Origin of the sequence: Streptomyces tirandamycinicus (assembly GCF_003097515.1) — a bacterium.
Classification (GTDB): Bacteria; Actinomycetota; Actinomycetes; order Streptomycetales; family Streptomycetaceae; genus Streptomyces; species Streptomyces tirandamycinicus.
The window spans coordinates 4294306-4315728 of the sequence record NZ_CP029188.1; the positions used below are offsets into that span (position 1 = coordinate 4294306).

A 21423-nucleotide genomic window follows, 5' to 3' on the forward strand; every position below is an offset into this window, starting at 1 on the left:
GGAACGTACCGGGGGGCCACCGCCATCGCCGTACCCGTCACCCCGGCGGCCGTGCGGCGGTCACGCTCCGCGCTCGGCGGCCGCCGGGAACGCCTGCTCGTCGACGCCCCACTTCGCCAGCAGCCCCAGCGACTCCTCGGACGCCGAGCCCGGCTCCGCGTGGTAGGTAACCAGGGACAGGTCGTGGTCGTCGGGCACCCGCAAGGTCTCGTAGGACAGCGTCATCCCGCCCACCAGCCGGTGGTGCAGGCGCTTCGTCCCGTGCCCCTTCTCCTGCACCGTGTGAGCCGCCCACAGCGTACGGAAGTCGTCGCTCTTCACCGACAACTCGCCCACCAGCGAGGACAGTTCGCGATCGTCCGGGTAGCAGCCCGCGCACAGCCGCAGCGCGCTGACCACCTCGACCGCCTTGCACTCCCAGTCGACGTACAGATTCCGCGTGCCCGGGTCGAGGAACACCATCCGCGCGAAGTTCCGCTCCTCGGGCGGCCGGGCCGCGAAGTCCCCGAACAGGGCGGACGCCATCCGGTTCCAGCCGAGGACCTCCATCCGGCGCCCGACGTACAGCGCCGGTATCGCGTCCATCGCGTCGATCAGCACCTGGAGCTGCGGCCGCAGCGCATGAGCCGGTCGCGAGGACCGTTTCTTCTTCTTCTGGTTCGGCTTCGCCAGATGCGTGAGATGGTCGCGCTCGGTGTCCGAAAGCCGCAGGGCGCGGGCGATCGAGTCGAGCACCTCGATGGACACGTTCTGCCCGTTGCCCTGTTCGAGCCGGGTGTAGTACGCCACGGACACTCCGGCCAGCTGCGCCAGCTCCTCCCGGCGCAGCCCGGGCACCCGGCGGTGACGGCCGAAGTCGGGCAGTCCGACGTCCGCCGGCTTCAGGCGGGCCCGGCGCGAGCGCAGGAATTCACTGAGTTCGGCACGCTGGTCCATACGTCAAGTATTCAGGTTCCGCATGCCGGCGGACGTGCCGAGCCTGACCCTGTCAGTGGTAGGCACGGCGGACGTACGAAGGGCAGAGGGCTGGGTGACCTGCGGGAAAGGCGTCAGCCTCGATGCATGACCACACAAGCGACCACTGTTCCCGCCTACGCTGCCCCGGCCGCGAAGGCCCCGCTGGAGCGCACCACCATCCCGCGGCGGGCGGTCGGTGAGCACGACGTCCTGATCGAGATCAAGTACGCCGGCATCTGCCACTCCGACATCCACCAGGCCCGCGACGGCTGGGGCGAGGGCATCTTCCCGATGGTCCCCGGCCACGAGATCGCCGGCGTCGTCACCGAGACGGGCCCCGGGGTCACCGCGTTCGCCGTCGGCGACCGCGTCGGCGTCGGCTGCATGGTCGACTCCTGCCGGGTGTGCGACAACTGCCGGGCCGGATTCCAGCAGCACTGCGCCAACGGCAGCGTCATGACGTACAACGCCCTCGACAAGAACGGGGAGCCCACGTACGGCGGCTACTCCACGCATATCGTCGTGGACGAGGCGTTCACCGTGCGGATCCCCGACGGGCTCTCCCTCGACGTGGCCGCACCGCTGCTGTGCGCCGGGATCACGGTCTACTCCCCGCTGCGCCACTGGAACGCGGGGCCCGGCGTGAAGGTCGCCGTCGTCGGGCTCGGCGGCCTCGGCCACATGGCCGTCAAGATCGCCAACGCGCTGGGGGCGGAGGTGACCGTGCTGTCCCAGTCGCTGCGCAAGAAGGACGACGGGCTGTCGCTCGGCGCCCGGCACTACTACGCCACCAGCGACGACGCCACCTTCGAGGCCCTCGCCGGCACCTTCGACCTGATCATCAGCACCGTCTCGGCGCCGCTTCCCCTCGACAGGTTCCTGGGCCTGCTGAAGACGGACGGCACGATGGTGAACGTCGGTGCCCCCGAGGAGCCCGTCTCGCTGAACCTCTTCTCCCTGATCGGGGGCCGCAAGGCCCTGGCCGGCTCCACGATCGGCGGTATCCCGGAAACCCAGGAGATGCTCGACTTCTGCGCCGAGCACGGCCTGGGCGCGGAGATCGAGGTGATCCGCGCGGACCAGGTCAACGAGGCGTACGAGCGGGTGCTGCGCAGTGATGTGCGCTATCGGTTCGTGATCGACACCGCCACCATCTGATCGGCGTCGCCCTCAGGGGCCGTGCCGCCGGGAGACCGGCCGCACGGCCCCGAGCCGCGCGGGTACCGAATCCGAGCGGTCCCGCGGGGTCCGGCGCGCACGCACGAGTCCGTACGGCGCCGGCGTACGACGGCGGCCTGCGACGAGTCCCGCCGCCCCGGCCGCCCACCCGCGCGGCCCACCGCCCGACATGGTACGAATCGGACAGTGGTCTCACGGGGCACGGCGAGCGGAGCACACGTGATCCGGGTAATGGTGGTCGACGACGAGGCCCTGATCCGCACGGGCTTCCGGCACATCCTCGACGCGGCCGACGACATCGAGGTCGTGGCCGCGGTCCCCGGCGCCGAGGCGGTCCGGACCGCCGAGGAGACCCGCCCCGACGTCGTACTGCTGGACATCCGGATGCCGGACGTCGACGGGCTCACCGTCCTCGGCGGCCTGCGCCGGCTGCCGCACCCTCCCATCGTCGCCATGCTCACGACGTTCGACATGGACGAGTACGTGGCGACCGCCCTGCGCGCGGGTGCCGCCGGCTTCCTGCTCAAGGACACCGACCCCGAGGGCCTGCCGTTCCTGGTGCGGACCCTCGCCGACGGCGGATCCGTCCTGTCGTCCAAGGTCACCCGGACCGTCGTGGACGGCTACCTCGACGCCGGCCCCGAGGAGACCGCCGTACGCGGCATCGCCCGGCTGACGGAACGGGAGCGCGCCGTGCTGGTGCTGATCGGCGAGGGACTCTCCAACGCCGACATCGCCGCCCGCATGCACCTGGGCACCGGCACGGTGAAGGACCACGTCAGCGCCATCCTGACCAAACTCGAAGTGGCGGGCCGGGTCCAGGCCGCCCTGCTCGCCGAGCGGGCCGGCCTGCTCAGACAGCCCCGGGACCAGGAGGCGCCATGACCTCCCGCCGTGTACCGCCCCCACTGATGGACGCCGTACTGGTCGTCGTGGCGCTGCTCGACGTCTGGGTCAACGTCACCGCGGCCGAGCCGCTCCGGCTGGGCTTCGCCCTGGCCGCCGCGTCCGCCCTGGCACTGCGCCGCCGGGTACCCCTGCCCGTCTTCCTGATCACGCTGCCGGCCGTCGCCCTGAACGACGCGATCTTCGCCGGGCTGGCCGCGCTCTACACCCTGGCCTCGCTGTCCCGCCGCCGGACCCTGCTCGTGCTCTGCGCACTGGCCTTCACGCTCTGCGACATGATCTCGCTGCCGTCCCCGGAGCTCGATCTGACGAAGACCTCCACCCTCATCACCCTCGGCTACACCGCCGCCACCGCGGCCGCCCCCGTCTTCCTCGGCCAGCTCGTCCAGACCCGGCGCGACCTCTCGCTGCGGCTGGCGGAGATCTCCGAGGCCCGGGACCACGAGCGGCTGCTGACCACCCAGACCGTCCTGGCCAAGGAACGTGCCCAGCTCGCCCGTGAGATGCACGACGTGGTCTCCCACCAGGTCAGCCTGATCGCCGTACGGGCCGGAGCGCTCCAGGTCGGCACCCGGGACCCCGAGGTCAGGGACGCCGCCAGCACGATCCGGAGGCTGAGCGTGCAGACCCTGGACGAACTGCGCCACATGGTCGGCGTGCTGCGGGCCTCCGGCGGGCGGCTCGCCGAACTCACCCCCCAGCCCTCCCTGGCGGACCTCCAGCGGCTCGTCGACGGCAGCGGGATCCCGGCGGTACTGCACACGGACCCGACGCCCGCCGGGACTTCGCCGCACCCCCGGCCCGCGGCGGGCGGGAACGCCACCGGCCCGGGACCGGCCGACGGTACGCAGGGACCCGACGGGCTCCCGCCGACCGTCCAGCGCGCCATCTACCGTACCGTCCAGGAGGCCCTGACCAACGTCCGCAAGCACGCGCCCGGCGCCTCCGCCACGGTCCGGGTCCGGCGCGACGGCGGCACGGTCCGCGTCACCGTCACCAACACCGCCCCCACCCGGCCAGCCCTGCCCCTTCCCAGCGCCCACTACGGCCTCGTCAGCCTGCGCCAGCGCGCCGAGCTCCTGGGCGGCACGGTCGACTCCGGACCGACCGCGGACGGCGGTTACGAACTTCGTCTGGAACTCCCGGCGCAGGACCACCGCTGACGTCCGCCCGGTTCCGCGGGGGATGCGCCGTGCCGGGGGGCACGCCGTCCCGGGGGACTGCGGAGGCTGCCCGGGGCAGCGGCCGGGCGGCATGCGCGGGTCACCGTCGCCGACGGGGAAGGCACCTCGTGGGCGGGCGCGTCCGTACCCGGCCACGGGGCCGGCCACGGGCAGGAGCGGCACTGCTCACCGGCCCCGGTGAAGTGCCGCTGCGGGGTGCGGGGTTGGCTACACCGGCGGCCTGGAGGCGGTCGTTCAGGACTTCGGTATCGAGGCGGCGCAGTGAGCCGCTCGAGGGCCTCGCAGGCGCCAGGATCCGGCGATCCGGCCTCCGCGACGCTCAGGGACGCGAGGCCGGTGTCCAGGATCCGCCCGATCTGAAAGGCGGCCTGGCCTGCTCACCGGCGTCGCCCCCGCTCACCGGCGGCGTCCCCGCTCACGGGCGTCGCCCTGCTCGTCGGCGTCCCCGGCCTGGAGTGGGCAGGGCGGCTGCCGTGCGGCCTTCGGAACGCTCTACTCGGGCGTGGTGCCCGGCACGGGCACCACGCCCGTCGGGCAGGAGACCACCGTCCCAGCGAGCCTGCTCTGCCATGTGACCGTTCTGTTCGTACGGAGTTGAGGGCGAATACATCCGGGGGCCTCAGCCCTTGCTGTGGGTCGCGTGCTCGTCGTGTGGAAGGCGTCAACGCTCAGACTGCCGGCGCCAGCAGCGTGAGCCGCAGCAGCGCCGCCGCCGCGAGGACTGCCGGAAGGACGTACCACCAGCCGCGCCTCAGCCACTCCGCTTTTCGGAAGAGGAGGGTCAGCAGCGCCGTGGCCGTGGCGAGTGCCAGTGCAAGGCCCGAGGCAAAGCCTGAGTGGGCGACCGACTCCGTGTCCCAGGGGCCCGCCGGAGAGACCATGTACGCCGTGACCGTCACGAATCCCGTTACCAGGTGGCCCGCGATGAGGAGCAAGGCGCAGATGATTGTTCCGGTTCGGCTGGGCACCGGGCTTTCGCTCTCCCGACGTGTTTCTGCCCGGGAGACAGCACTGTTGTTCACTGCAAAGCCCCTTTGGCGTCGTCAAGCTTACTGTCGAAGCCGCGACCATACGCTTGCGCGGCAGCACTCTCGTAATACGGGCCGCCGTTGTAGCGTGCGGCGAGTTCCTTCATCTGCTCGCGCGTCATCTGCTCCGGTGGCGTGTCGGCGAAGCCGCTCTCCGCCTTGAGTTGGGCCAGATACTCGGAGGAGATGAAGATGTTCTTCGCCGGATCCTTGATAGCGCTCACGATCTGTTCGCGTTGCATGTCGGTGAGGTGGTGCGGATCGTAGCCGAGGACCTCAGCTGCCCGGCGGACCTGGATGGACATGGGTCCCATCGATGTCCTGTCGGGGTCGTCGGTGCCAGGAAGGTTCTGGCGCCCCTCGTAGGCAAGGTCGTCCAGCCACCCCGGGTCGCCCTGTACTTCCTGCCATGCGATGCCGGCGATCATTTCGGGCGGCAGGCCGGAGTCCTTCGCCGCAGCCTTGATGAGCTCCCTGTTGTCGGAGATGTGCTTGTGGCGCTCGTCGTCCGAGTTCGACGGCAACCAGTAGTTGCCGCCGGCGGCTTCAGGGAGCCCGTCGACGCGAGTCTGAATTCGCGTGAGAGCCTCATTGGCGACGACGTTGCTCCCTTGAGTGGGAATCGCGTCCACTTTCGTACCTGCGTGATCTAGGGATTCCCGTGGTGCACGACGCCACTCAGTCCGTCTCGAACGGGGTGCTTGGCTTGCCCCTCCTCGGCAAAGCCAGCGGTGCCAGAGGTTCAGAGTGTGAGCGCAGGCTTGACGGAGAATCGCTCAGGAGCCAGCGAGCCAGTGCGCGTGCGGTGTCGCAGCCGGATCTGACATTCTCTCGAGAATGGGGCCGCAAGTACCTCGCCCGATACCGGAACGCCGACGAGGCGCACCGGCCGCAGTACCACTGCGAACGAGGGTGCTGCGACCCTTCGTCTGGGCTCTTCGAGGTGCGGGCTACTTGTCCGTAACCTCCTCAGGTGCCGGCGTGATGCCCGTGGGACAGGACGCTCCCGAGTTCGTTTCGAACGCAGTACGTAGCTTGACCCCCGTCCCGCCGATGCCGCAGTAGCCCGCCGGGTTCTTGTCGAGGTACTGCTGGTGGTATCCCTCGGCCGGATAGAAGGTCCGGCCCTCCGCGGGCAGGATCTCCGTCGTGATCGTGCCGTGGCCCGCACCCGTCAGCACCTTCTGGTACGCGTCGCGCGCGGCCTCCGCGGCGCCGGCCTGGGCCGGGGTGTGGGTGTAGATCGCCGAGCGGTACTGCGTGCCCACGTCGTTGCCCTGGCGGAAGCCCTGGGTCGGGTCGTGGGCCTCCCAGAAGACCTTCAGCAGCCGGGCGTAGGAGACGACCGAGGGGTCGTACACGACGCGCACGGCCTCGGTGTGACCGGTCAGGCCGGAGCAGACCTCTTCGTACGTCGGGTTGGGGGTGTAGCCGCCCTGGTAGCCGACGAGGGTGGTCCACACGCCCTCGGTCCGCCAGAACGCGCGCTCCGCGCCCCAGAAGCAGCCCAGTCCGAAATCGGCGACCTCCAGGCCCTCGGGGTAGGGGCCCAGGAGGGGGTTGCCGAGGACGGTGTGCCGGGCGGGGACGTCGAACTCGGGTGTTTCGCGACCGCGCAGGGCCTGGGCGGGGGTGGGCAGCTCGGGGACGCGGCGGTTCAGGAACATGCGCATCTCCTCCGAGAGTGGTTGCACTGGCCAGAACGCCCACCGGGCCCGCGGGATTCCCCGCGGGCCCGGTGGGGCCGCCCGTCCCGTCGTCAGTGCGGCAGCGTCGCGGGGCTGCCGCCGTTCGCCTCGTAGCCCGCGACCGCGAGCGCCCGGAAGACCGCGTACTCCCCGGCCGGGTCGCTGCCGTGGGTCCAGGGCAGGGCGCCGACGTGCCCGTCGACCCGGACCAGCTGGTGCATGGCCTCGGCCCAGCGCTCGGACCTGACCAGGAAGAAGATCAGCAGATGGCGGACATGGGGGAGGACGGGGTCGTCGTCCCGCGCGTGGTGCGCGGCGTGCAGCGCGCCCTCCACGGCCTTGCCGACGACGGCGCTCTGGTAGAAGCCGGAGACCAGGTTGACCTCGGGCAGGTGCTCGAAGACGGCGAACAGCGGCAGCGCGGAGAGCAGCGAGCCCTGGGGCGCGCGGGCCGCCGCGGTCGTGGCGAAGTGGTCGGCCTCCTCCCGCGAGCCGTGCCACTTCTCGCACCAGTAGTGCAGGGCCGCCAGGTGGGCGCCCATGTGCGCCGGGGCGCGGTCGATCACCTTCGCCCACAGCTGGTCGAACTGCTCCGGGGAGTAGCCGAGCCCACGGGCCACGGCCAGCTCGACGATGTACGGGACGGGGTCCCCGGGCGCGAGCAGGGCGGCCTCCCCGCACACCGAGCGGGCCTCCTCCAGGATGATCCGGAAGTCGTCGCTGCCGGCTCCACCGGACGACCGCCAGGCCTGCTGCACCAGGAACTCCGCGTGAACGGCGGCGCCCCCCGCGTCCTTCGGCGATTCCGAGCGCCAGGCGCGCAGCCACGACCCCCCGGTCCCGGGCTGCTGCCCGAGTTCCAGTGACGCGGCGCCCGCGAACGCCTGCACCCGCTGCCAGCGCCGTTCGCTCTCCTTCCCGGTGCCCGCGAGCAGCTGGGACGCGGCCCGCCAGTCCTGGGTGCGCTGCACCAGGTCGAGTACGTCGAGGAGGTCCTGGTCGGGGCCGGGCAGCCGCAGGTCGAGCTCCTCCTGGCGGACGAATCCGTAGGCGGCGGGGTCGGCGGCGTCCGGCGAACCGGGCATCACCTGCCGTACGGCGTGGCGGCGGCGCATCACGAACGGGCCGATCGCGGCGGCCAGCAGCCCCAGCGCGATCAGGAACCAGAGAATCTCCATGGGGCCATTGTCCCGGATGGCGCCGCGGTGGGATCCAGCCGGGCAGGGCGCCGGGAGCCGGCTGGGGAGGGCGGCGGGGCCCGGTGGGGGACTACCCTCGGTCGCATGACTGACCAGCACGGTTTCGAGACCCTCGCCATCCACGCGGGCAACACCGCCGACCCGCTGACCGGCGCTGTCGTCCCGCCCATCTACCAGGTGTCCACCTACAAGCAGGACGGTGTGGGCGGACTGCGCGGCGGTTACGAGTACAGCCGCAGCGCCAACCCGACCCGCACGGCGCTGGAGGAGAACCTCGCGGCCCTGGAAGGCGGCCGCCGCGGCCTCGCCTTCGCCTCCGGGCTCGCCGCCGAGGACTGCCTGCTGCGCGCGCTTCTGGTACCGGGGGACCACGTGGTGATCCCGAACGACGCCTACGGCGGAACGTTCCGTCTGTTCGCCAAGGTGGTGCAGCGCTGGGGCGTGGAGTACTCGGTGGCGGACACCTCCGACCCCGCCTCGGTGCGCGCCGCCCTCACCGACCGCACGAAGGTGATCTGGGTCGAGACCCCGTCCAACCCGCTGCTCGGCATCACCGACATCGCCGCCGTCGCGGACATCGCCCGTTCGGCCGGGGCGAAGCTCGTCGTGGACAACACCTTCGCCAGCCCGTACCTGCAGCAGCCGCTCGCGCTCGGTGCGGACGTGGTGGTGCACTCGCTCACCAAGTACATGGGCGGGCACTCCGACGTGGTCGGCGGGGCGCTCGTGGTGGCCGACGCCGGCCTCGGCGAGGAACTGGCGTACCACCAGAACGCGATGGGAGCGGTGGCCGGGCCGTTCGACTCGTGGATCGTGCTGCGCGGCATCAAGACGCTCGCGGTCCGCATGGACCGCCACAGCGAGAACGCGGCGCGGGTCGCGGAGATGCTCAGCGGCCACCCCAAGGTGACGCGCGTGCTGTACCCGGGGCTGGAGGAGCACCCGGGGCACGAGATCGCGGCCAAGCAGATGAAGGGCTTCGGCGGCATGGTCTCGTTCCGGGTCCAGGGCGGCGAGGAGGCGGCCGTGGAGGTCTGCAACCGGGCCAGGCTGTTCACGCTCGGCGAGTCCCTGGGCGGTGTCGAGTCCCTGATCGAGCACCCGGGCCGGATGACGCACGCCAGCGTCGCCGGCTCCGCGCTGGAGGTCCCGGCGGACCTGGTGCGGCTGTCGGTGGGCATCGAGTCGGCGGACGATCTGCTGGCCGACCTGCAGCAGGCGCTGGGCGGATGACCGGCGGGGTCGCGTGTCCGGACGGCGCGTCCGGGGCTCTTGCTCCCCGTGCCTCCGGGTGCGCGGCCCAGCCTCCGGGTGCGCGGCCCTCCGCGCGGCGCGGGGCGGCGCCCCTCTGCCCGTACGGCAGGACCGTCGCGACCGTCGCGCTCGGCGTGGTCCGGCCCGGGAGCCCTCGGCCCCGGACGCGCTGCGGACCGCGGGTGCGAGGCGACTGCGGGCAACCGGCCTGACTGTTCCTCAGGCGGCGGCCTTCTCCTCCTCGAGTATTCCGCGTATCTGCTCGCGGAGTTCGGGCGATTCCGTGTGGCCGTGGACGGAGACGGCGTGGTCGGTCGCGGCCCGCAGAACCTCGTCCTCCTCGCCCGAGATGGTGAGGGTGCAGCCCGTCTCACTCGGGAACTTGCGGCAGTCGGCAACTTTTCTGGTCATGGCGACCTCCTGGTGCAAAGGCGTTGCGCCGCTGGTTCCAGGATAGGTCCGGTCGGTCCGGGCTTCACCAGCCCCCGATCTCCGGGGTGGTCGCCGAGGGCGGTACGGCCCACGGCTCGACGGCCACCGCCCACACCGCGAAGACGATCGCCGCCACCAGCAGCAGCGCGCACTCCACCCGGTGCAGCGTACGGCGCCGGCGGCGCAGCCTGGCACCGCGGCGGGACGCCCGGACGTGCAGGTCGGCCGGCATCCGCGGGTACGGGAGGTCCAGCATGCGCCGGACCTCCTCCTCCTTGAGCCCCTGGCGGCCCGTCGGGCGTCCGCCCGGTCGCCGGCCCGGCGCGGTGCCCGCGGCCGCGGTTGCCCGGGCCCCGCGCAGCAGGGAGACCGCGCGGGTGCCGAGCGTACGGACCCTCGCCTGCGGAAGCCCCAGCAGCGCGGCCGTCTGCGCCTCGGGCACGCCCTCGTACAGCGTCAGCACCACGACGAGGCGCTCCTGGGGGCCGAGCCGGGCCAGTACCCCGTGCTCCGCGCCGGTGCCGCGGGTGCGGGAGCGCCGGTGCGGGCGCCAGGCGCCGCTTGTGAAGCGGGTGACGAGCTCCTGGCGGGTACGGTCGTAAGGGTCCTCGTCGCGCAGCCGGTCCCACTCCGCGCAGAGCCGGGCCAGAGCGCCGAGCAGCAGCCGCTGTGCCCGGAGGCACCGGCCGGAGGGCTCGGCGGTCAGCAGGGTCGCGACGTGCAGCAGACGGCCACCGGCCCCCGCGACGAACGCCTCGAACTCGCGGGCGCTGCGACCGGCGAGCGGGGGCTGCCGACTCTCGCGCACATCCTCATATCAGGGCAGGCGGGGGGTGGCGGTCAAGAGGCCGGGGGCGCCTCCGTCACTTCCGCGGGCAGGCCGGCCTGCCGTGCGGAGAGCGCCGAGTTGAAACGTGTGAGCAGCGTGCAGAACGACTCCCGCTCATCCGGTGTCCAGCCGTCCGTCACCCGGGCCATCAGCTCGCGCCGCGAGGAGCGGACCTCCTCCAGGCGGGCCTGGCCGCGGGGGGACAGCTGCAGCACGACGGCGCGGCCGTCCTCCGGGTGGGACGTGCGCTTCACCAGGCCGGTGTCGACGAGCGGCGCGACCTGGCGGGTGACGGTCGAGGAGTCGATCCCCATACCGGCCGCGAGGGCCTTGACGCCCATCGGGCCTTCCTGGTCGAGCCGGTTGAGCAGCAGATAGGCGGCGCGGTCCATCGAGTTGCGGACCTGGCCGACGCCGCCCAGCCGCGTCTGCTCGGCTCTGCGCGCGAAGACGGCCACCTGGTGCTGGAGGGCATCGAGGAGGCCGGCGTCAAGATCAGTCGTCATGTCCTGAGATGTGGGCATGGCTGCGGGGCTCTCTCGTGCGGTGGTCGGTTGGTGGGGGACAGAGTACGCGGAGGCGGGCGGGTGCGTACCGGGCCTTCGGAAACCGGTGGACGGCCCGTTCCCCGGGACCGCCTTCAGGCCGCTGAGCTGCGAGACTGCTGTCATGAGCTTCCGTACCACTGGCCCCTTTCACCCCGTCATCCTCGACGACGTGCGGGGCGCCCTGAAGATGCTCTCCGGGGTCGCACGGCTGACGCCGATGGAGGGCAGCCGCTACCTGTCGGGCCTGGTCGGGTCCCCGGTGCACCTGAAGTGCGAGAACCTCCAGCGGACCGGTTCGTTCAAACTGCGCGGCGCCTATGTGCGGATCTCCGGGCTGCGGCCGGAGGAGCGGGCCGCCGGTGTCGTCGCGGCGTCGGCGGGCAACCACGCGCAGGGCGTCGCGCTCGCCTCCTCGCTGCTCGGCGTGCGCTCCACGGTCTTCATGCCGAAGGGGGCCCCGCTGCCGAAGGTCGCCGCGACCCGTGACTACGGCGCCGATGTGAGGCTCCATGGTCATGTCGTCGACGAGACCCTGGCCGCGGCGGAGGAGTACGCGCACGAGACGGGTGCCGTCTTCATCCACCCCTTCGACCACCCCGACATCATCGCCGGGCAGGGCACGGTGGGGCTGGAGATCCTGGAGCAGTGCCCGGAGGTGCGGACGATCGTCGTCGGGATGGGCGGCGGCGGTCTCGCAGCGGGCATCGCGGTCGGGGTGAAGGCGCTGCGGCCCGATGTGCGGCTGATCGGGGTCCAGGCGGAGGGGTCGGCCGCGTACCCGCCGTCGCTCGCGGCGGGGCGGCCGGTGTCGATCGAGTCCCCCGCGACGATGGCGGACGGCATCAAGGTGGGGCGGCCCGGGGACGTCCCGTACGCCCTCGTCGAGGAGCTGGTCGACGAGGTGCGCACGGTCTCCGAGGACGAGCTCTCCTCGGCGCTGCTGCTGTGCCTGGAGCGGGCCAAACTGGTGGTCGAACCGGCGGGGGCGAGTCCGGTCGCGGCGCTGCTGAGCGACCCGCGGGCGTACCAGGGGCCGGTCGTGGCGGTGCTGTCGGGCGGCAACGTGGACCCGCTGCTGATGCAGCGCGTCCTGCGGCACGGGATGGCCGCGGCGGGCCGCTATCTGTCCCTGCGGCTTCGCCTCCCGGACCGGCCGGGCGCGCTGGCGACCCTGCTGGGGGTGCTGTCGGTGGCGGACGCGAACGTGCTGGACGTGGGGCATGTGCGGACCGACCCCAGGCTCGGCCTGACGGAGGTCGAGGTGGAGCTCCACCTTGAGACGAAGGGCCCGGAGCACTGCGCGGAGGTCGGGGCGGCGCTCCGCGAGGCGGGCTACCAGGTCGCCGGCTGACGGGGAGCCCCTGCGCACGGTACCCGCGAGGCGGGCTACCAGGTCGCCGGCTGACCGCGGCGTACACCTCCAGGAGGTTGTCTATCGCGATGTATCGCGTTACGGTACCGTCCCGGTGCTAAATCACCTGCGCCGAAGTTCGTTGAAACCTAGGCTTGCGCAGCAATCGTCTGAAGTAGGCAAGCGATAAAGACCACCGTCACCACCTGACTGGGAGTACCCACATGCCAGGCGCCATTTACGCCGAGGGTCTGGTCAAGACCTTCGGCGAGGTAAGGGCTCTGGACGGAGTCGATCTCGACGTTCCCGAGGGCACCGTCCTCGGCCTCCTCGGCCCGAACGGCGCGGGCAAGACCACCGCCGTGCGCGTCCTGACCACCCTGCTCCGCCCCGACAGCGGCAGGGCCGTCGTGGCGGGCATCGACGTCCTCCAGCACCCCAACGAAGTCCGGCGGTCGATCGGGCTCTCCGGCCAGTTCGCCGCGGTCGACGAATACCTGACCGGCCGCGAGAACCTGCAGATGGTCGGCCGGCTGTACCAGATGAACGGGAAGGCGGCGAAGGCCAGGGCGAGCGAGCTGCTGGAGCGGTTCAACCTCGCCGACGCCGCCGACCGCCCGGCGAAGACCTACTCCGGCGGTATGCGCCGGCGCCTCGACCTCGCCGCCGCGCTGGTCGTCTCCCCGCCCGTGATGTTCATGGACGAGCCCACCACCGGTCTCGACCCGCGCAACCGCCAGGCGCTGTGGGAGGTCATCAAGGAGCTCGTCGGCGGCGGTACCACCCTGCTGCTGACCACCCAGTACCTGGAGGAGGCGGACCACCTCGCCGACGACATCTGCGTCGTCGACCACGGCAAGGTCATCGCCCGGGGCACCGCGGACCAGCTCAAGGCCCGCACCGGCGGGGAGCGCGTCGAGGTCGTCGTCCACCGGCCCGAGGAGATCGCCCCGGCCCGCGACATCCTCCAGCGCTTCGGCGCGGAAGGAGAGGCCGCGGGTGACATCGCGGTCGAGGAGCACACCCGCAAGCTCACGGTTCCGGTGAGCGGCGGCGCCAAGCTGCTCGCCGAGGTGATCCGTGAGCTGGACGCCGTCGGCATCGAGATCGACGACATCGGCCTGCGCCGCCCGACACTCGACGACGTCTTCATCTCCCTGACCGGCCGCCACGTCGAGCAGGGCGCCGAGGGGACCGCCGAGGAGAGCGGCGAGGTGCCGGCCGCCAGGCAGGGCAGGGACCGCAAGGCCGGAAAGGAGGCCGTGAAGTGACCACCGTCCAGGAAGCGGCGGACCGCGTAGCGGCGCCCCGCCCGCGCGGCGGCATCGGGCAGTCGGTGAACGACTCGCTCGTCGTCGCCAAGCGCAATCTGATCCGGATGACCCGGATCCCGGAGATGATCATCTTCGGGATGATCCAGCCGATCATGTTCGTGGTGCTGTTCAGCTACGTCTTCGGCGGCTCCATGCAGATCGGCGGGTCGACGTCCTCGTCCGTCTACCGGGAGTTCCTGATGGCGGGCATCTTCGCCCAGACCGTCACGTTCGCGACCGCGGGCGCCGGGGCGGGCATCGCCGACGACATGCACAAGGGCCTCATCGACCGCTTCCGGTCGCTGCCCATGACGCGCGGTGCGGTCCTCACCGGCCGTACCCTCGCCGACCTGGTGCAGACCGCGCTCACCGTCGTGGTCCTCGCCGTCGTCGCGCTGCTGGTCGGCTGGCGGATCCACGAGGGCGTCCTCAAGGCGCTCGCGGCCTTCGCCCTGCTGCTGCTCCTCGGCTACGCCTTCTCGTGGATCGGCGCGCTGATCGGCCTGTCGGTCCGCACGCCCGAGGCGGCCACGTCCGGCGGGCTGATCTGGCTCTTCCCGGTGACGTTCATCTCGAACGCGTTCGTCGACTCCAGCAAGATGACGCCGTGGCTCCAGACCATCGCCGAGTGGAACCCGTTCAGCGCCACCGTCCAGGCCTGCCGTGAACTCTTCGGCAACCCGGGCGTCTCGGCGTCCGACGCATGGCCCATGCAGCACCCGGTGCTCGCGTCGATCATCTACTCCATCCTGATCATCGCGGTCTTCCGCACTCTCGCGGTGCGCAAGTACCGCTCGGCGGTCTGACCCCCGCGACCCCGCGTCGTACCGTCCCCGTGGACGGCGGAGGGCCCCGGCAGCGATCCGACGCTGCCGGGGCCCTCTTGCGCGGGGCGGGGACGCGGTGCGTCAGCCCTGGTACGGCTTGGCCTCGAGGATCCTCACCATGGCCGTCCTGCCGTTGGGCAGCTCGTACTCGGCGTCCTGGCCGACCTTCTTGCCGTTCACGCCCGCGCCGAGCGGGGACTGCGGCGAGTACGTCGAGATGTCGCCCGACGCGTACTCGCGGGAAGCGAGCAGAAAGGTCTCGGTGTCGCTCTCGTCGCCGTCGAAGGCGACCGTCACCACCATGCCGGGGGCCACCGTGCCGTTGTCCGCCGGGGCCTCGCCGACCTTGGCCTTCTCCAGGAGCTGGGTCAGCTGGCGCACCCGGAGCTCCTGCTTGCCCTGCTCCTCCTTGGCCGCGTGGTACCCGCCGTTCTCCCGCAGGTCGCCCTCCTCACGGGCCGCCTCGATCTTCTTCGCGATCTCGACGCGCGCGGGACCAGACAGGTACTCCAGCTCGGCCTTGAGCTGGTTGTACGCCTCCTGGGTGAGCCAGGTGACGTTCTCGCTGGTCTGGGTCACAGGTGCTCCTCGTAGGTACTGGGATACAAAGCATCGCCCTACCCAGAAGGATGTACCTCCACGAGTGGGCGAAACCACGAGCCTAACAATTGGCGACGGAGAGGGGGAGGACCGAAAGCCCCCGACTTGTGTCAGTGCAGGTCAGCGGGGCGGGTCAGCGGGGCAGGTCAGCGCCACCGACCGGGAGGCGCCACCGACCGGGAGGCGCCACCGACCGGGAGGCGCCACCGACCGGGAGGCGTCAGCGCTTCGGCCCGTCGTCCGCCGTGCACCCCACCAGCTCGGCACTCGTCGCCTTCGCCGTCGTACGCACGGTGACCACCTGGTCCACCCGCGTCTCGGGCATGTCGAAGCGGACGTCGCGCCGGCCGACCTCGGAGCCGTCCTCGGCGCGCGAGCGCAGGGTGCAGTAGCCCTGGGCGTCGTCGTCCTTCCGGACCTCGAGGTGCACCTGGACGTGCTCCTCCGCCGTGACGTCGAACTTGATGATCTCGGCGCTGATCCGCTGGCCGCTGACGTAGTCGTAGCCGAACCAGGCGATCATGGCGACGAAGCCGGCGCCGAGTACCGCGCCGACGACCCTGAGCCTGCGGTCGGCGCGCTCGTCCGCCGAGCGCCCGTAACGGCCCTCGGGAAGCCCCTCGCGCACCGCGCCCATGATCGTCCTCTCATTCCCGAAAGACGCCGGAATTTTCGCCCCCCGGTTTCCGTCACTATAGAAGCCGTCCGATGCGACACATCACCGAGGATCGAGTCTTGACTGAGCAGCTGCGACTGATGGCCGTCCACGCCCACCCCGACGACGAGTCGAGCAAGGGCGCGGCCACGATGGCCAAGTACGTATCCGAGGGGGTGGACGTGCTGGTCGTGACCTGCACGGGAGGAGAGCGCGGCTCCATCCTCAACCCCAAGCTCCAGGGTGACCGGTACATCGAGGAGAACATTCACGAGGTACGCCGCAAGGAGATGGACGAGGCCCGCGAGATCCTGGGCGTGAAGCAGGAGTGGCTCGGCTTCGTCGACTCGGGCCTGCCGGAGGGCGACCCGCTGCCCCCGCTTCCCGAGGGCTGCTTCGCGCTGGAGGACGTCGACAAGGCGGCCGGCGAACTGGTGCGGAGGATCCGTTCCTTCCGCCCGCAGGTCATCACCACGTACGACGAGAACGGCGGTTACCCGCACCCCGACCACATCATGACCCACAAGATCACGATGGTGGCCTTCGAGGGTGCGGCGGACACCGAGAAGTACCCGGAGTCCGCGTACGGCCCGGCCTGGCAGGCCCGGAAGCTCTACTACAACCAGGGCTTCAACCGCCCCCGCACCGTCGCCCTCCACGAGGCGCTGCTGGAGCGCGGCCTGGAGTCCCCGTACGGGGAGTGGCTGGAGCGCTGGAAGGAGTTCCAGCGTGCCGAGCGGACCCTCACCACGTTCGTGCCGTGCGGCGACTTCTTCGAGACCCGGGACCGGGCGCTGATCGCCCACGCCACCCAGATCGACCCCGACGGCGGCTGGTTCCGCGTCCCGATGGAGATCCAGCGGGCGGTGTGGCCGACCGAGGAGTACGAGCTCGCCAAGTCCCTCGTCGACACCTCCCTGCCGGAGGACGACCTGTTCGCCGGAGTCCGCGAGAGCGTCTGAACCGGCCGCCTCCCGGTTCCCGCCCCTTCCCCCCTTCCCCTCCCGGTTCCCGCCGTGCCCGTCCTGGCCCCGGGTGGGCCGGGGGAGGGCGGCGCGGACGCCCGGGTATGGTCGGTACATCCACCCAAGGAGCGACCGATGAGCAGCACAGGCCTGGCGATGACGCACCTCGTCCCTCTCGCCAAGGAGCTCGACGAGAACAAGGTGACACCCGGCGTCCTCGGATTCATCGTCTTCGCCGTGATGGCGGCCGGCGTCTGGCTGCTGATGAAGTCGATGAACCGCCATATGAACCGGGTGAACTTCGAGGAGGCCCCGGCGCCGACCGCGCCCGCGGGCACCGCGTCCCCGGCCGGCACCGAGCCGGCGAAGGGCGACTAGCGCCGCTCCCGTAGCGCCGGTCCCGTGCCACCGGTCCCGGCGCCGGGCCTGCGGGGCAGGCGAAGCCCCCCTCGGCGCCGAGCCGGGACTCCCGTCCCCGCCCGGGCGGGCGGACCGGGCCGGCCGATCCGGACGGGCTGGCCCGGCCCGGGACCCGGACGGCCGCCCCCGGCAGACCGCCCCGGGACCCCGGCAGACACCACCCCCCGGGACCCGGCCGCCGGCCGCGACCGACCGCCCCCCGGACCCCGGCGACCGCCCCCGGCGGAACTCAGTCCACGGGCACGCCCATCACCTCCCGGGCGTGCCGGCCGGGCACCATGCCCAGCTGCCACGCCTGCCAGCCGTCCTCCAGCCGCACCCCGCGCTCCAGGACCAGGGTGAACGCCTCCACGCAGTCCTCCAGCCGGCCGTCCCGTGCCGGGTGGGACCCCTCGCGCAGTGCGGCCAGCTCCTCCTGCGCGACCACCGTGCCCACCTCCACCCCGCCCGCCGAGGCGTACGGCAGCAGCGTGCAGCGCAGGAAGGCGGCCCAGTCCGCGCCCCGGCGGTCGCCGTACGAGGCGAACAGCGCGGCGGCCTCGTCGCAGAGGCCCAGCGCCTGTGCGGAACGGCCGTTGCCGGCGTCGACCACGGCCAGCTCGAGGCAGGTCCACGCCTCCCCGTGGGACACCCGGATGCGCTGGAAGTCCGCACGGGCGTCGACCAGGAGCTGGCGGGCGAATCCGGAGTTGCGCAGGTTGCCCGTCTGCGCGGCGCGCTGGTCACGGGTGGCGCGCCCGGAGTGGTGGCGGGCGCAGGCCAGTCCGTACACGTCCCGCATCCGGGAGAACATCGTCCGGGCGCGCTCCAGCTCCCGCACCGCCTGGTCGCGCTCGCCCCACTCCTCCAGCGCCTGCCCCAGGTAGTAGAGGGTCCACGCCTCGCCGCGCGCGTCCTCGTTCTCGCGATGCCGGGCGAGGGCCTGGTTCAGCTGCTCCACCGCCGGTGACGGATCGCCGTCCACCAGCCGGGCCCGGGCCAGCTGGGTCAGCGCCCACGCCTCGCCCCGCTCGTCCTGGGTGCGCCCGTACAGGTCGAGCGCCAGCCGCAGGGACGACTCCGCCTCCGGCACTCGGCCCAGGCGCAGGTGCACCTGCCCGAACTGGAAGTGGGACCAGGCCTCGCCGTGCAGCGACTCGCTCTCCCGGTGCAGCCGTACGGCGGTCTCGAGCAGCGCCAGGGCCTCGGCGATGTTCGCCCGGTCCCGCTCCACCGCCGCCAGCGCGTGCAGGGTCCACGCCCGGTCGGCGGCCAGCTCCTTGGACGACTGCAGCTCGATCGCCTCGCGCAGCTTCGCCGACGCCTCGGTCAGGTTGCCCTGGTGGTGCAGGGTGATGCCGAGGGAGCACAGGGCCCGGGCCGCGCCCGCGTCGTGCTGCGCCTCGCGGTACAGGTCCACCACGGAGGTCAGGGTGGTGCGCGCCTTGTCCAGCTCACCGAGCTGCCGGGCGGCGATACCGGTGCGCCACTGCACCGAGCGGACCAGCAGGCCCTGGTCGACGGCCTGGGTGAGTTCGCTGATCTCGCCGAGCCGGTAGAGGTCGCCGCGCAGCAGGCAGTAGTCGCACAGGGCACCGAGGAGGTTCAGCACGGCCCGCTGGTCCACGCCCTCGGCGTGCCGGAGCGCCGCCGTGATGAAGCTCGACTCGTCGTCCAGCCAGCGCAGCGCCGCCTCCAGCGAGGTGAAGCCGTGACCGGCCGAGGTCCGGGCGAACATGTCGGCACGCGTCGAGGTCTTCCCGTCGACCAGCCGGATCACCGTGTCGGCGAGCTCCGCGTACCCGATGATCAACCGCTCCTGCGCGGCCGTGCGTTCGGCCTGCTCCTCCTCGTCCAGCAGCCGCGCCTGGGCGAAGGCCCGCACGGCGTCGTGCAACCGGTAGCGCTCCCCACCCGCTGCCCCCGGGCCCTGCGGACGCGCGGCGGCGCCCGGGGGCGTGGCGGAACCCCCGCGCACCCGGTCCAGCAGCCCCGCGCGCGCCAGCTCCGACAGCAGCCGCTGCGCCTCGGACTCGTCCGTGCCGAGCAGCGCCGACGCGGCGGCGGCACCCAGGGACGCCCGGCCGACGAGCGCGAGCCTGCGCAGCAGCCGGCGGCCCTGGTCCGGCAGATCCGTGTAGCGCAGCCACAGCGCCCGCTCCACCGGGCTCACCGGGCCGTACGAGGCGAGCCCGTCGGCCAGCGACTGCGGGGTGCGGGTGCCCAGGGCCGAACCCGCGATCCGCAGCGCCAGCGGCAGCCCGCCGGACAGCTCCCGGATCGTGTCCATCGAGCGGGAGTCGTGCGGGTCCGCCGGCGGTTCCCCGGCGGACGCCGCGAGCAGTTCCTCGGCGCCCGCCGCGTCCAGGGCCTCCACCGGCAGCCGGTACACCCAGGCCGGGAGGTCCGCCGGGAGCTCCAGCGGCTCCCGCGCCGTCACCAGCACCAGGCTGTCGGAGCGTTCCGGTAGGAGGGTCCGCACCTGCCGGGGGTCGCTCGCGTCGTCCAGTACGACGGTGACGGGCAGCCCCGTCAGGTACTGGTGGTACAGCTCGCCGAGGCGGCGCACCTGCTGTTCGGGCGACGACCGCTCCCGGAACAGCAGCTGCTCCCGGGGCGCGCCGAGCCGGTTCAGCAGATGCAGCAGCGCGTCCCGCGTCGAGAGCGGCTGCTCGCCGGACCCGCCGCGCAGGTCCACCAGGCACGCGCCCCGGAACTGGTCCCTCAGTTCACGGGCGGCCCGCAGCGCGAGCGTCGTGCGGCCGGACCCGGGCTCGCCGTGCAGCACCACGACCGTGGGCCTGGTCTCCGTCGACGCCCGCGCCGCGTGCACCCACTGCGCGATCTGCGCCATCGCCTCCCGGCGCCCGGCGAACGGCCCCCCGGGCTCCGGGAGATGCGCGAACGACTGCTCCAGCACACTGCGCCTGCGGGCGGCCTGGCTGCGGTCCGCCCCGCGCAGCGGCGGGCCCGCCACCGTCTTCCTCACCGGGCGGGCGGTGGCGGCCGCCAGCATCCGCTGCTGGTCCAGGAAGGGGCGGACACCCCGGACCTCCAGAGCCGTCAGCCACTGCAGCCGCAACTGCTCGGGGCCGCCCGGCTGTCCGAGCGCGCCGGCCCTGCGATGCGCCGCCGGCCAGTGGGCGGCCGTCACCTTGGCGACGGTCGCCGCCGCTCCCGCCACCGCGACGACGGCACCCGCGCCGAGCGCCGTGCCCGTCGCCGTACCCAGGGCCATGTCGGCGCCGATCGCGGCGGCCGCCGCGACGGCGGTGACCAGCAGGGGGGTCGACATCGACTGCCGGCTGAACCGCTCGGCCAGGGGCGAGTGCCCGGCCTCCGCCTCCTCCAGTGCGCCGAGGTACGCCGCGTACTCCTCGCCGGCGCTCGCCGCCATCGTCTCCAGTGCCTCGCGGCCGCGTGCGAGCAGCGCCGCCGGGTCCGTCCTGCCGCCGGAGCGGCGCACCTCCTCCTCGACGGCCCGCACCAACAGCCGCTCGGCTTCCGCCCGGTGGCCGTCCCGCATGTGGTCCCCCTCCGACAGCTTCCGCATCCGTTCCGGTGCCAAGTGTCCTGCGGGACGCGCGGCGGCGCGAGGGAGTCCGCCGATCACACCCCTTCCGAGGCGGTCCTGCCGCGCGCTGAACCGACCCGCCCCCACCGATACCACCCTATTGGCGGACGTTTGTCCGGGAATGCCCAGGGCAGCCGGTCGATGACGGACTCAGCGGCCACGAAGGGAGGGCCCCCTGGCAGACACCCAAGTCCCCTGTACCGACTGCGAGGAGGAGGACGCCACGAGGAGAAGGACCCTCAGATGAGTGGCGGCTCCGGGTGGTTCTCACGAAGTCTCGCTGCGCTGCTTCCTGCCGACCGCCACCCGGAAGCCGCCGTAGGCCGCCGGACGGCCGCCGAGCCGTCCGGCGCGCCGGGCCGCTGGCACCCGGGCCCGGCGGGAGCGGGGAGAGATGCGGGTCTCTCCCCGCTCCGCCGTGCCGTCACCCGGTCGCCGGGGCGCCCGTGTCGCGGTCTCCGGCCGACGGCGGCGAGCCGAGCCCGCGCCGCTGCCGTACCGGCGGCCCGGGCACCGAGCCGGTGCCCTTCCGTCC

The 21423-nt window shown here is 72.4% G+C and carries 20 protein-coding genes; 9 read left to right on the forward strand and 11 right to left on the reverse strand.

Features of this window, described 5'->3' with window-relative positions; translation table 11 throughout:
• Positions 1-60 precede the first annotated feature (60 nt).
• Positions 61-936 (reverse strand): helix-turn-helix transcriptional regulator, encoded by an 876-nt coding sequence (locus DDW44_RS19120; RefSeq protein ID WP_017946379.1) that lies wholly within the window; start codon positions 934-936, stop codon positions 61-63.
• A gap of 126 nt (positions 937-1062) precedes the next feature.
• Here DDW44_RS19120 and DDW44_RS19125 point away from each other — a divergent pair, with 126 nt between their 5' ends.
• The 3 genes from DDW44_RS19125 (at position 1063) to DDW44_RS19135 (ending at position 4205) form a co-directional block, all read left to right on the forward strand.
• Positions 1063-2115 (forward strand): NAD(P)-dependent alcohol dehydrogenase, encoded by a 1053-nt coding sequence (locus DDW44_RS19125; RefSeq protein WP_018889181.1) that lies wholly within the window; start codon positions 1063-1065, stop codon positions 2113-2115.
• A 240-nt stretch (positions 2116-2355) separates the two neighbouring features.
• Complete coding sequence (locus DDW44_RS19130; RefSeq protein WP_026165048.1) at positions 2356-3021, forward strand: response regulator; 666 nt, start codon at positions 2356-2358, stop codon at positions 3019-3021.
• Positions 3018-4205 (forward strand): sensor histidine kinase, encoded by a 1188-nt coding sequence (locus tag DDW44_RS19135; protein WP_018889180.1) that lies wholly within the window; start codon positions 3018-3020, stop codon positions 4203-4205. Before DDW44_RS19130 ends, DDW44_RS19135 begins: the two co-directional genes overlap by 4 nt.
• A gap of 689 nt (positions 4206-4894) precedes the next feature.
• Here DDW44_RS19135 and DDW44_RS19140 read toward each other — a convergent pair.
• From DDW44_RS19140 to DDW44_RS19155, 4 genes are all read right to left on the reverse strand, one after another.
• Positions 4895-5161 (reverse strand): hypothetical protein, encoded by a 267-nt coding sequence (locus DDW44_RS19140; protein WP_108907171.1) that lies wholly within the window; start codon positions 5159-5161, stop codon positions 4895-4897.
• Between the two features lie 83 nt (positions 5162-5244).
• Positions 5245-5886 carry a hypothetical protein gene (locus tag DDW44_RS19145; protein WP_108907172.1) on the reverse strand — a complete coding sequence of 214 codons (642 nt, stop codon included), beginning with the start codon at positions 5884-5886 and terminating at the stop codon, positions 5245-5247.
• 318 nt (positions 5887-6204) lie between these two features.
• Entirely contained in the window at positions 6205-6921 is a 717-nt protein-coding gene (gene msrA, locus DDW44_RS19150) for a peptide-methionine (S)-S-oxide reductase MsrA (RefSeq protein ID WP_108907173.1), read from the reverse strand.
• Between the two features lie 92 nt (positions 6922-7013).
• The gene (locus DDW44_RS19155) at positions 7014-8120 is read right to left on the reverse strand and encodes a membrane protein (protein ID WP_027734181.1); all 1107 of its coding nucleotides are present in this window, start codon (positions 8118-8120) and stop codon (positions 7014-7016) included.
• 105 nt (positions 8121-8225) lie between these two features.
• On the opposite strand from DDW44_RS19155, the gene DDW44_RS19160 reads away from it, so the two are divergent.
• A complete protein-coding gene (locus tag DDW44_RS19160; RefSeq protein WP_017946365.1) occupies positions 8226-9374 on the forward strand; it encodes a cystathionine gamma-synthase in 1149 nt (382 codons plus the stop codon).
• Between the two features lie 240 nt (positions 9375-9614).
• On the opposite strand, the gene DDW44_RS19165 is transcribed toward DDW44_RS19160, so the two are convergent.
• The 3 genes from DDW44_RS19165 to DDW44_RS19175 all read right to left on the reverse strand — a co-directional run bounded on the left by DDW44_RS19165 (position 9615) and on the right by DDW44_RS19175 (position 11180).
• Entirely contained in the window at positions 9615-9806 is a 192-nt protein-coding gene (locus DDW44_RS19165; RefSeq protein WP_017946364.1) for a DUF1059 domain-containing protein, read from the reverse strand.
• Positions 9807-9870: 64 nt separating this feature from the next.
• Positions 9871-10635 (reverse strand): sigma factor-like helix-turn-helix DNA-binding protein, encoded by a 765-nt coding sequence (locus DDW44_RS33370; RefSeq protein ID WP_018889175.1) that lies wholly within the window; start codon positions 10633-10635, stop codon positions 9871-9873.
• Between the two features lie 32 nt (positions 10636-10667).
• On the reverse strand, positions 10668-11180 hold the full coding sequence (locus DDW44_RS19175) for a MarR family winged helix-turn-helix transcriptional regulator (protein ID WP_026165044.1): 513 nt from the start codon (positions 11178-11180) through the stop codon (positions 10668-10670).
• Between the two features lie 145 nt (positions 11181-11325).
• On the opposite strand from DDW44_RS19175, the gene ilvA reads away from it, so the two are divergent.
• The 3 genes from ilvA to DDW44_RS19190 all read left to right on the forward strand — a co-directional run bounded on the left by ilvA (position 11326) and on the right by DDW44_RS19190 (position 14674).
• Positions 11326-12555, forward strand: coding sequence for a threonine ammonia-lyase (ilvA, locus tag DDW44_RS19180; RefSeq protein WP_108908880.1), 1230 nt, complete (start codon positions 11326-11328; stop codon positions 12553-12555).
• Between the two features lie 224 nt (positions 12556-12779).
• Entirely contained in the window at positions 12780-13826 is a 1047-nt protein-coding gene (locus DDW44_RS19185) for a daunorubicin resistance protein DrrA family ABC transporter ATP-binding protein (protein ID WP_027734185.1), read from the forward strand.
• Positions 13823-14674 carry an ABC transporter permease gene (locus DDW44_RS19190; protein ID WP_017946359.1) on the forward strand — a complete coding sequence of 284 codons (852 nt, stop codon included), beginning with the start codon at positions 13823-13825 and terminating at the stop codon, positions 14672-14674. The genes DDW44_RS19185 and DDW44_RS19190 overlap by 4 nt, the downstream gene beginning before the upstream one ends.
• A 102-nt stretch (positions 14675-14776) precedes the next feature.
• Here the strand turns inward: DDW44_RS19190 and greA are convergent, their stop codons facing one another.
• Together greA and DDW44_RS19200 are read right to left on the reverse strand one after the other, a co-directional pair.
• Positions 14777-15274: a transcription elongation factor GreA gene (gene greA / locus DDW44_RS19195; RefSeq protein WP_018889172.1), complete on the reverse strand. Its 498-nt coding sequence runs from the start codon at positions 15272-15274 to the stop codon at positions 14777-14779.
• A gap of 241 nt (positions 15275-15515) precedes the next feature.
• The gene (locus DDW44_RS19200; protein WP_108907174.1) at positions 15516-15932 is read right to left on the reverse strand and encodes a DUF4307 domain-containing protein; all 417 of its coding nucleotides are present in this window, start codon (positions 15930-15932) and stop codon (positions 15516-15518) included.
• Between the two features lie 98 nt (positions 15933-16030).
• On the opposite strand from DDW44_RS19200, the gene mca reads away from it, so the two are divergent.
• Together mca and DDW44_RS19210 are read left to right on the forward strand one after the other, a co-directional pair.
• Entirely contained in the window at positions 16031-16912 is an 882-nt protein-coding gene (gene mca, locus DDW44_RS19205; RefSeq protein ID WP_026165042.1) for a mycothiol conjugate amidase Mca, read from the forward strand.
• Between the two features lie 138 nt (positions 16913-17050).
• Positions 17051-17293 carry a hypothetical protein gene (locus tag DDW44_RS19210; RefSeq protein ID WP_018889170.1) on the forward strand — a complete coding sequence of 81 codons (243 nt, stop codon included), beginning with the start codon at positions 17051-17053 and terminating at the stop codon, positions 17291-17293.
• A 271-nt stretch (positions 17294-17564) separates the two neighbouring features.
• Here DDW44_RS19210 and DDW44_RS19215 read toward each other — a convergent pair whose 3' ends face one another.
• Positions 17565-20867: a tetratricopeptide repeat protein gene (locus DDW44_RS19215; protein WP_108907175.1), complete on the reverse strand. Its 3303-nt coding sequence runs from the start codon at positions 20865-20867 to the stop codon at positions 17565-17567.
• Between the last annotated feature and the right edge of the window lie 556 nt (positions 20868-21423).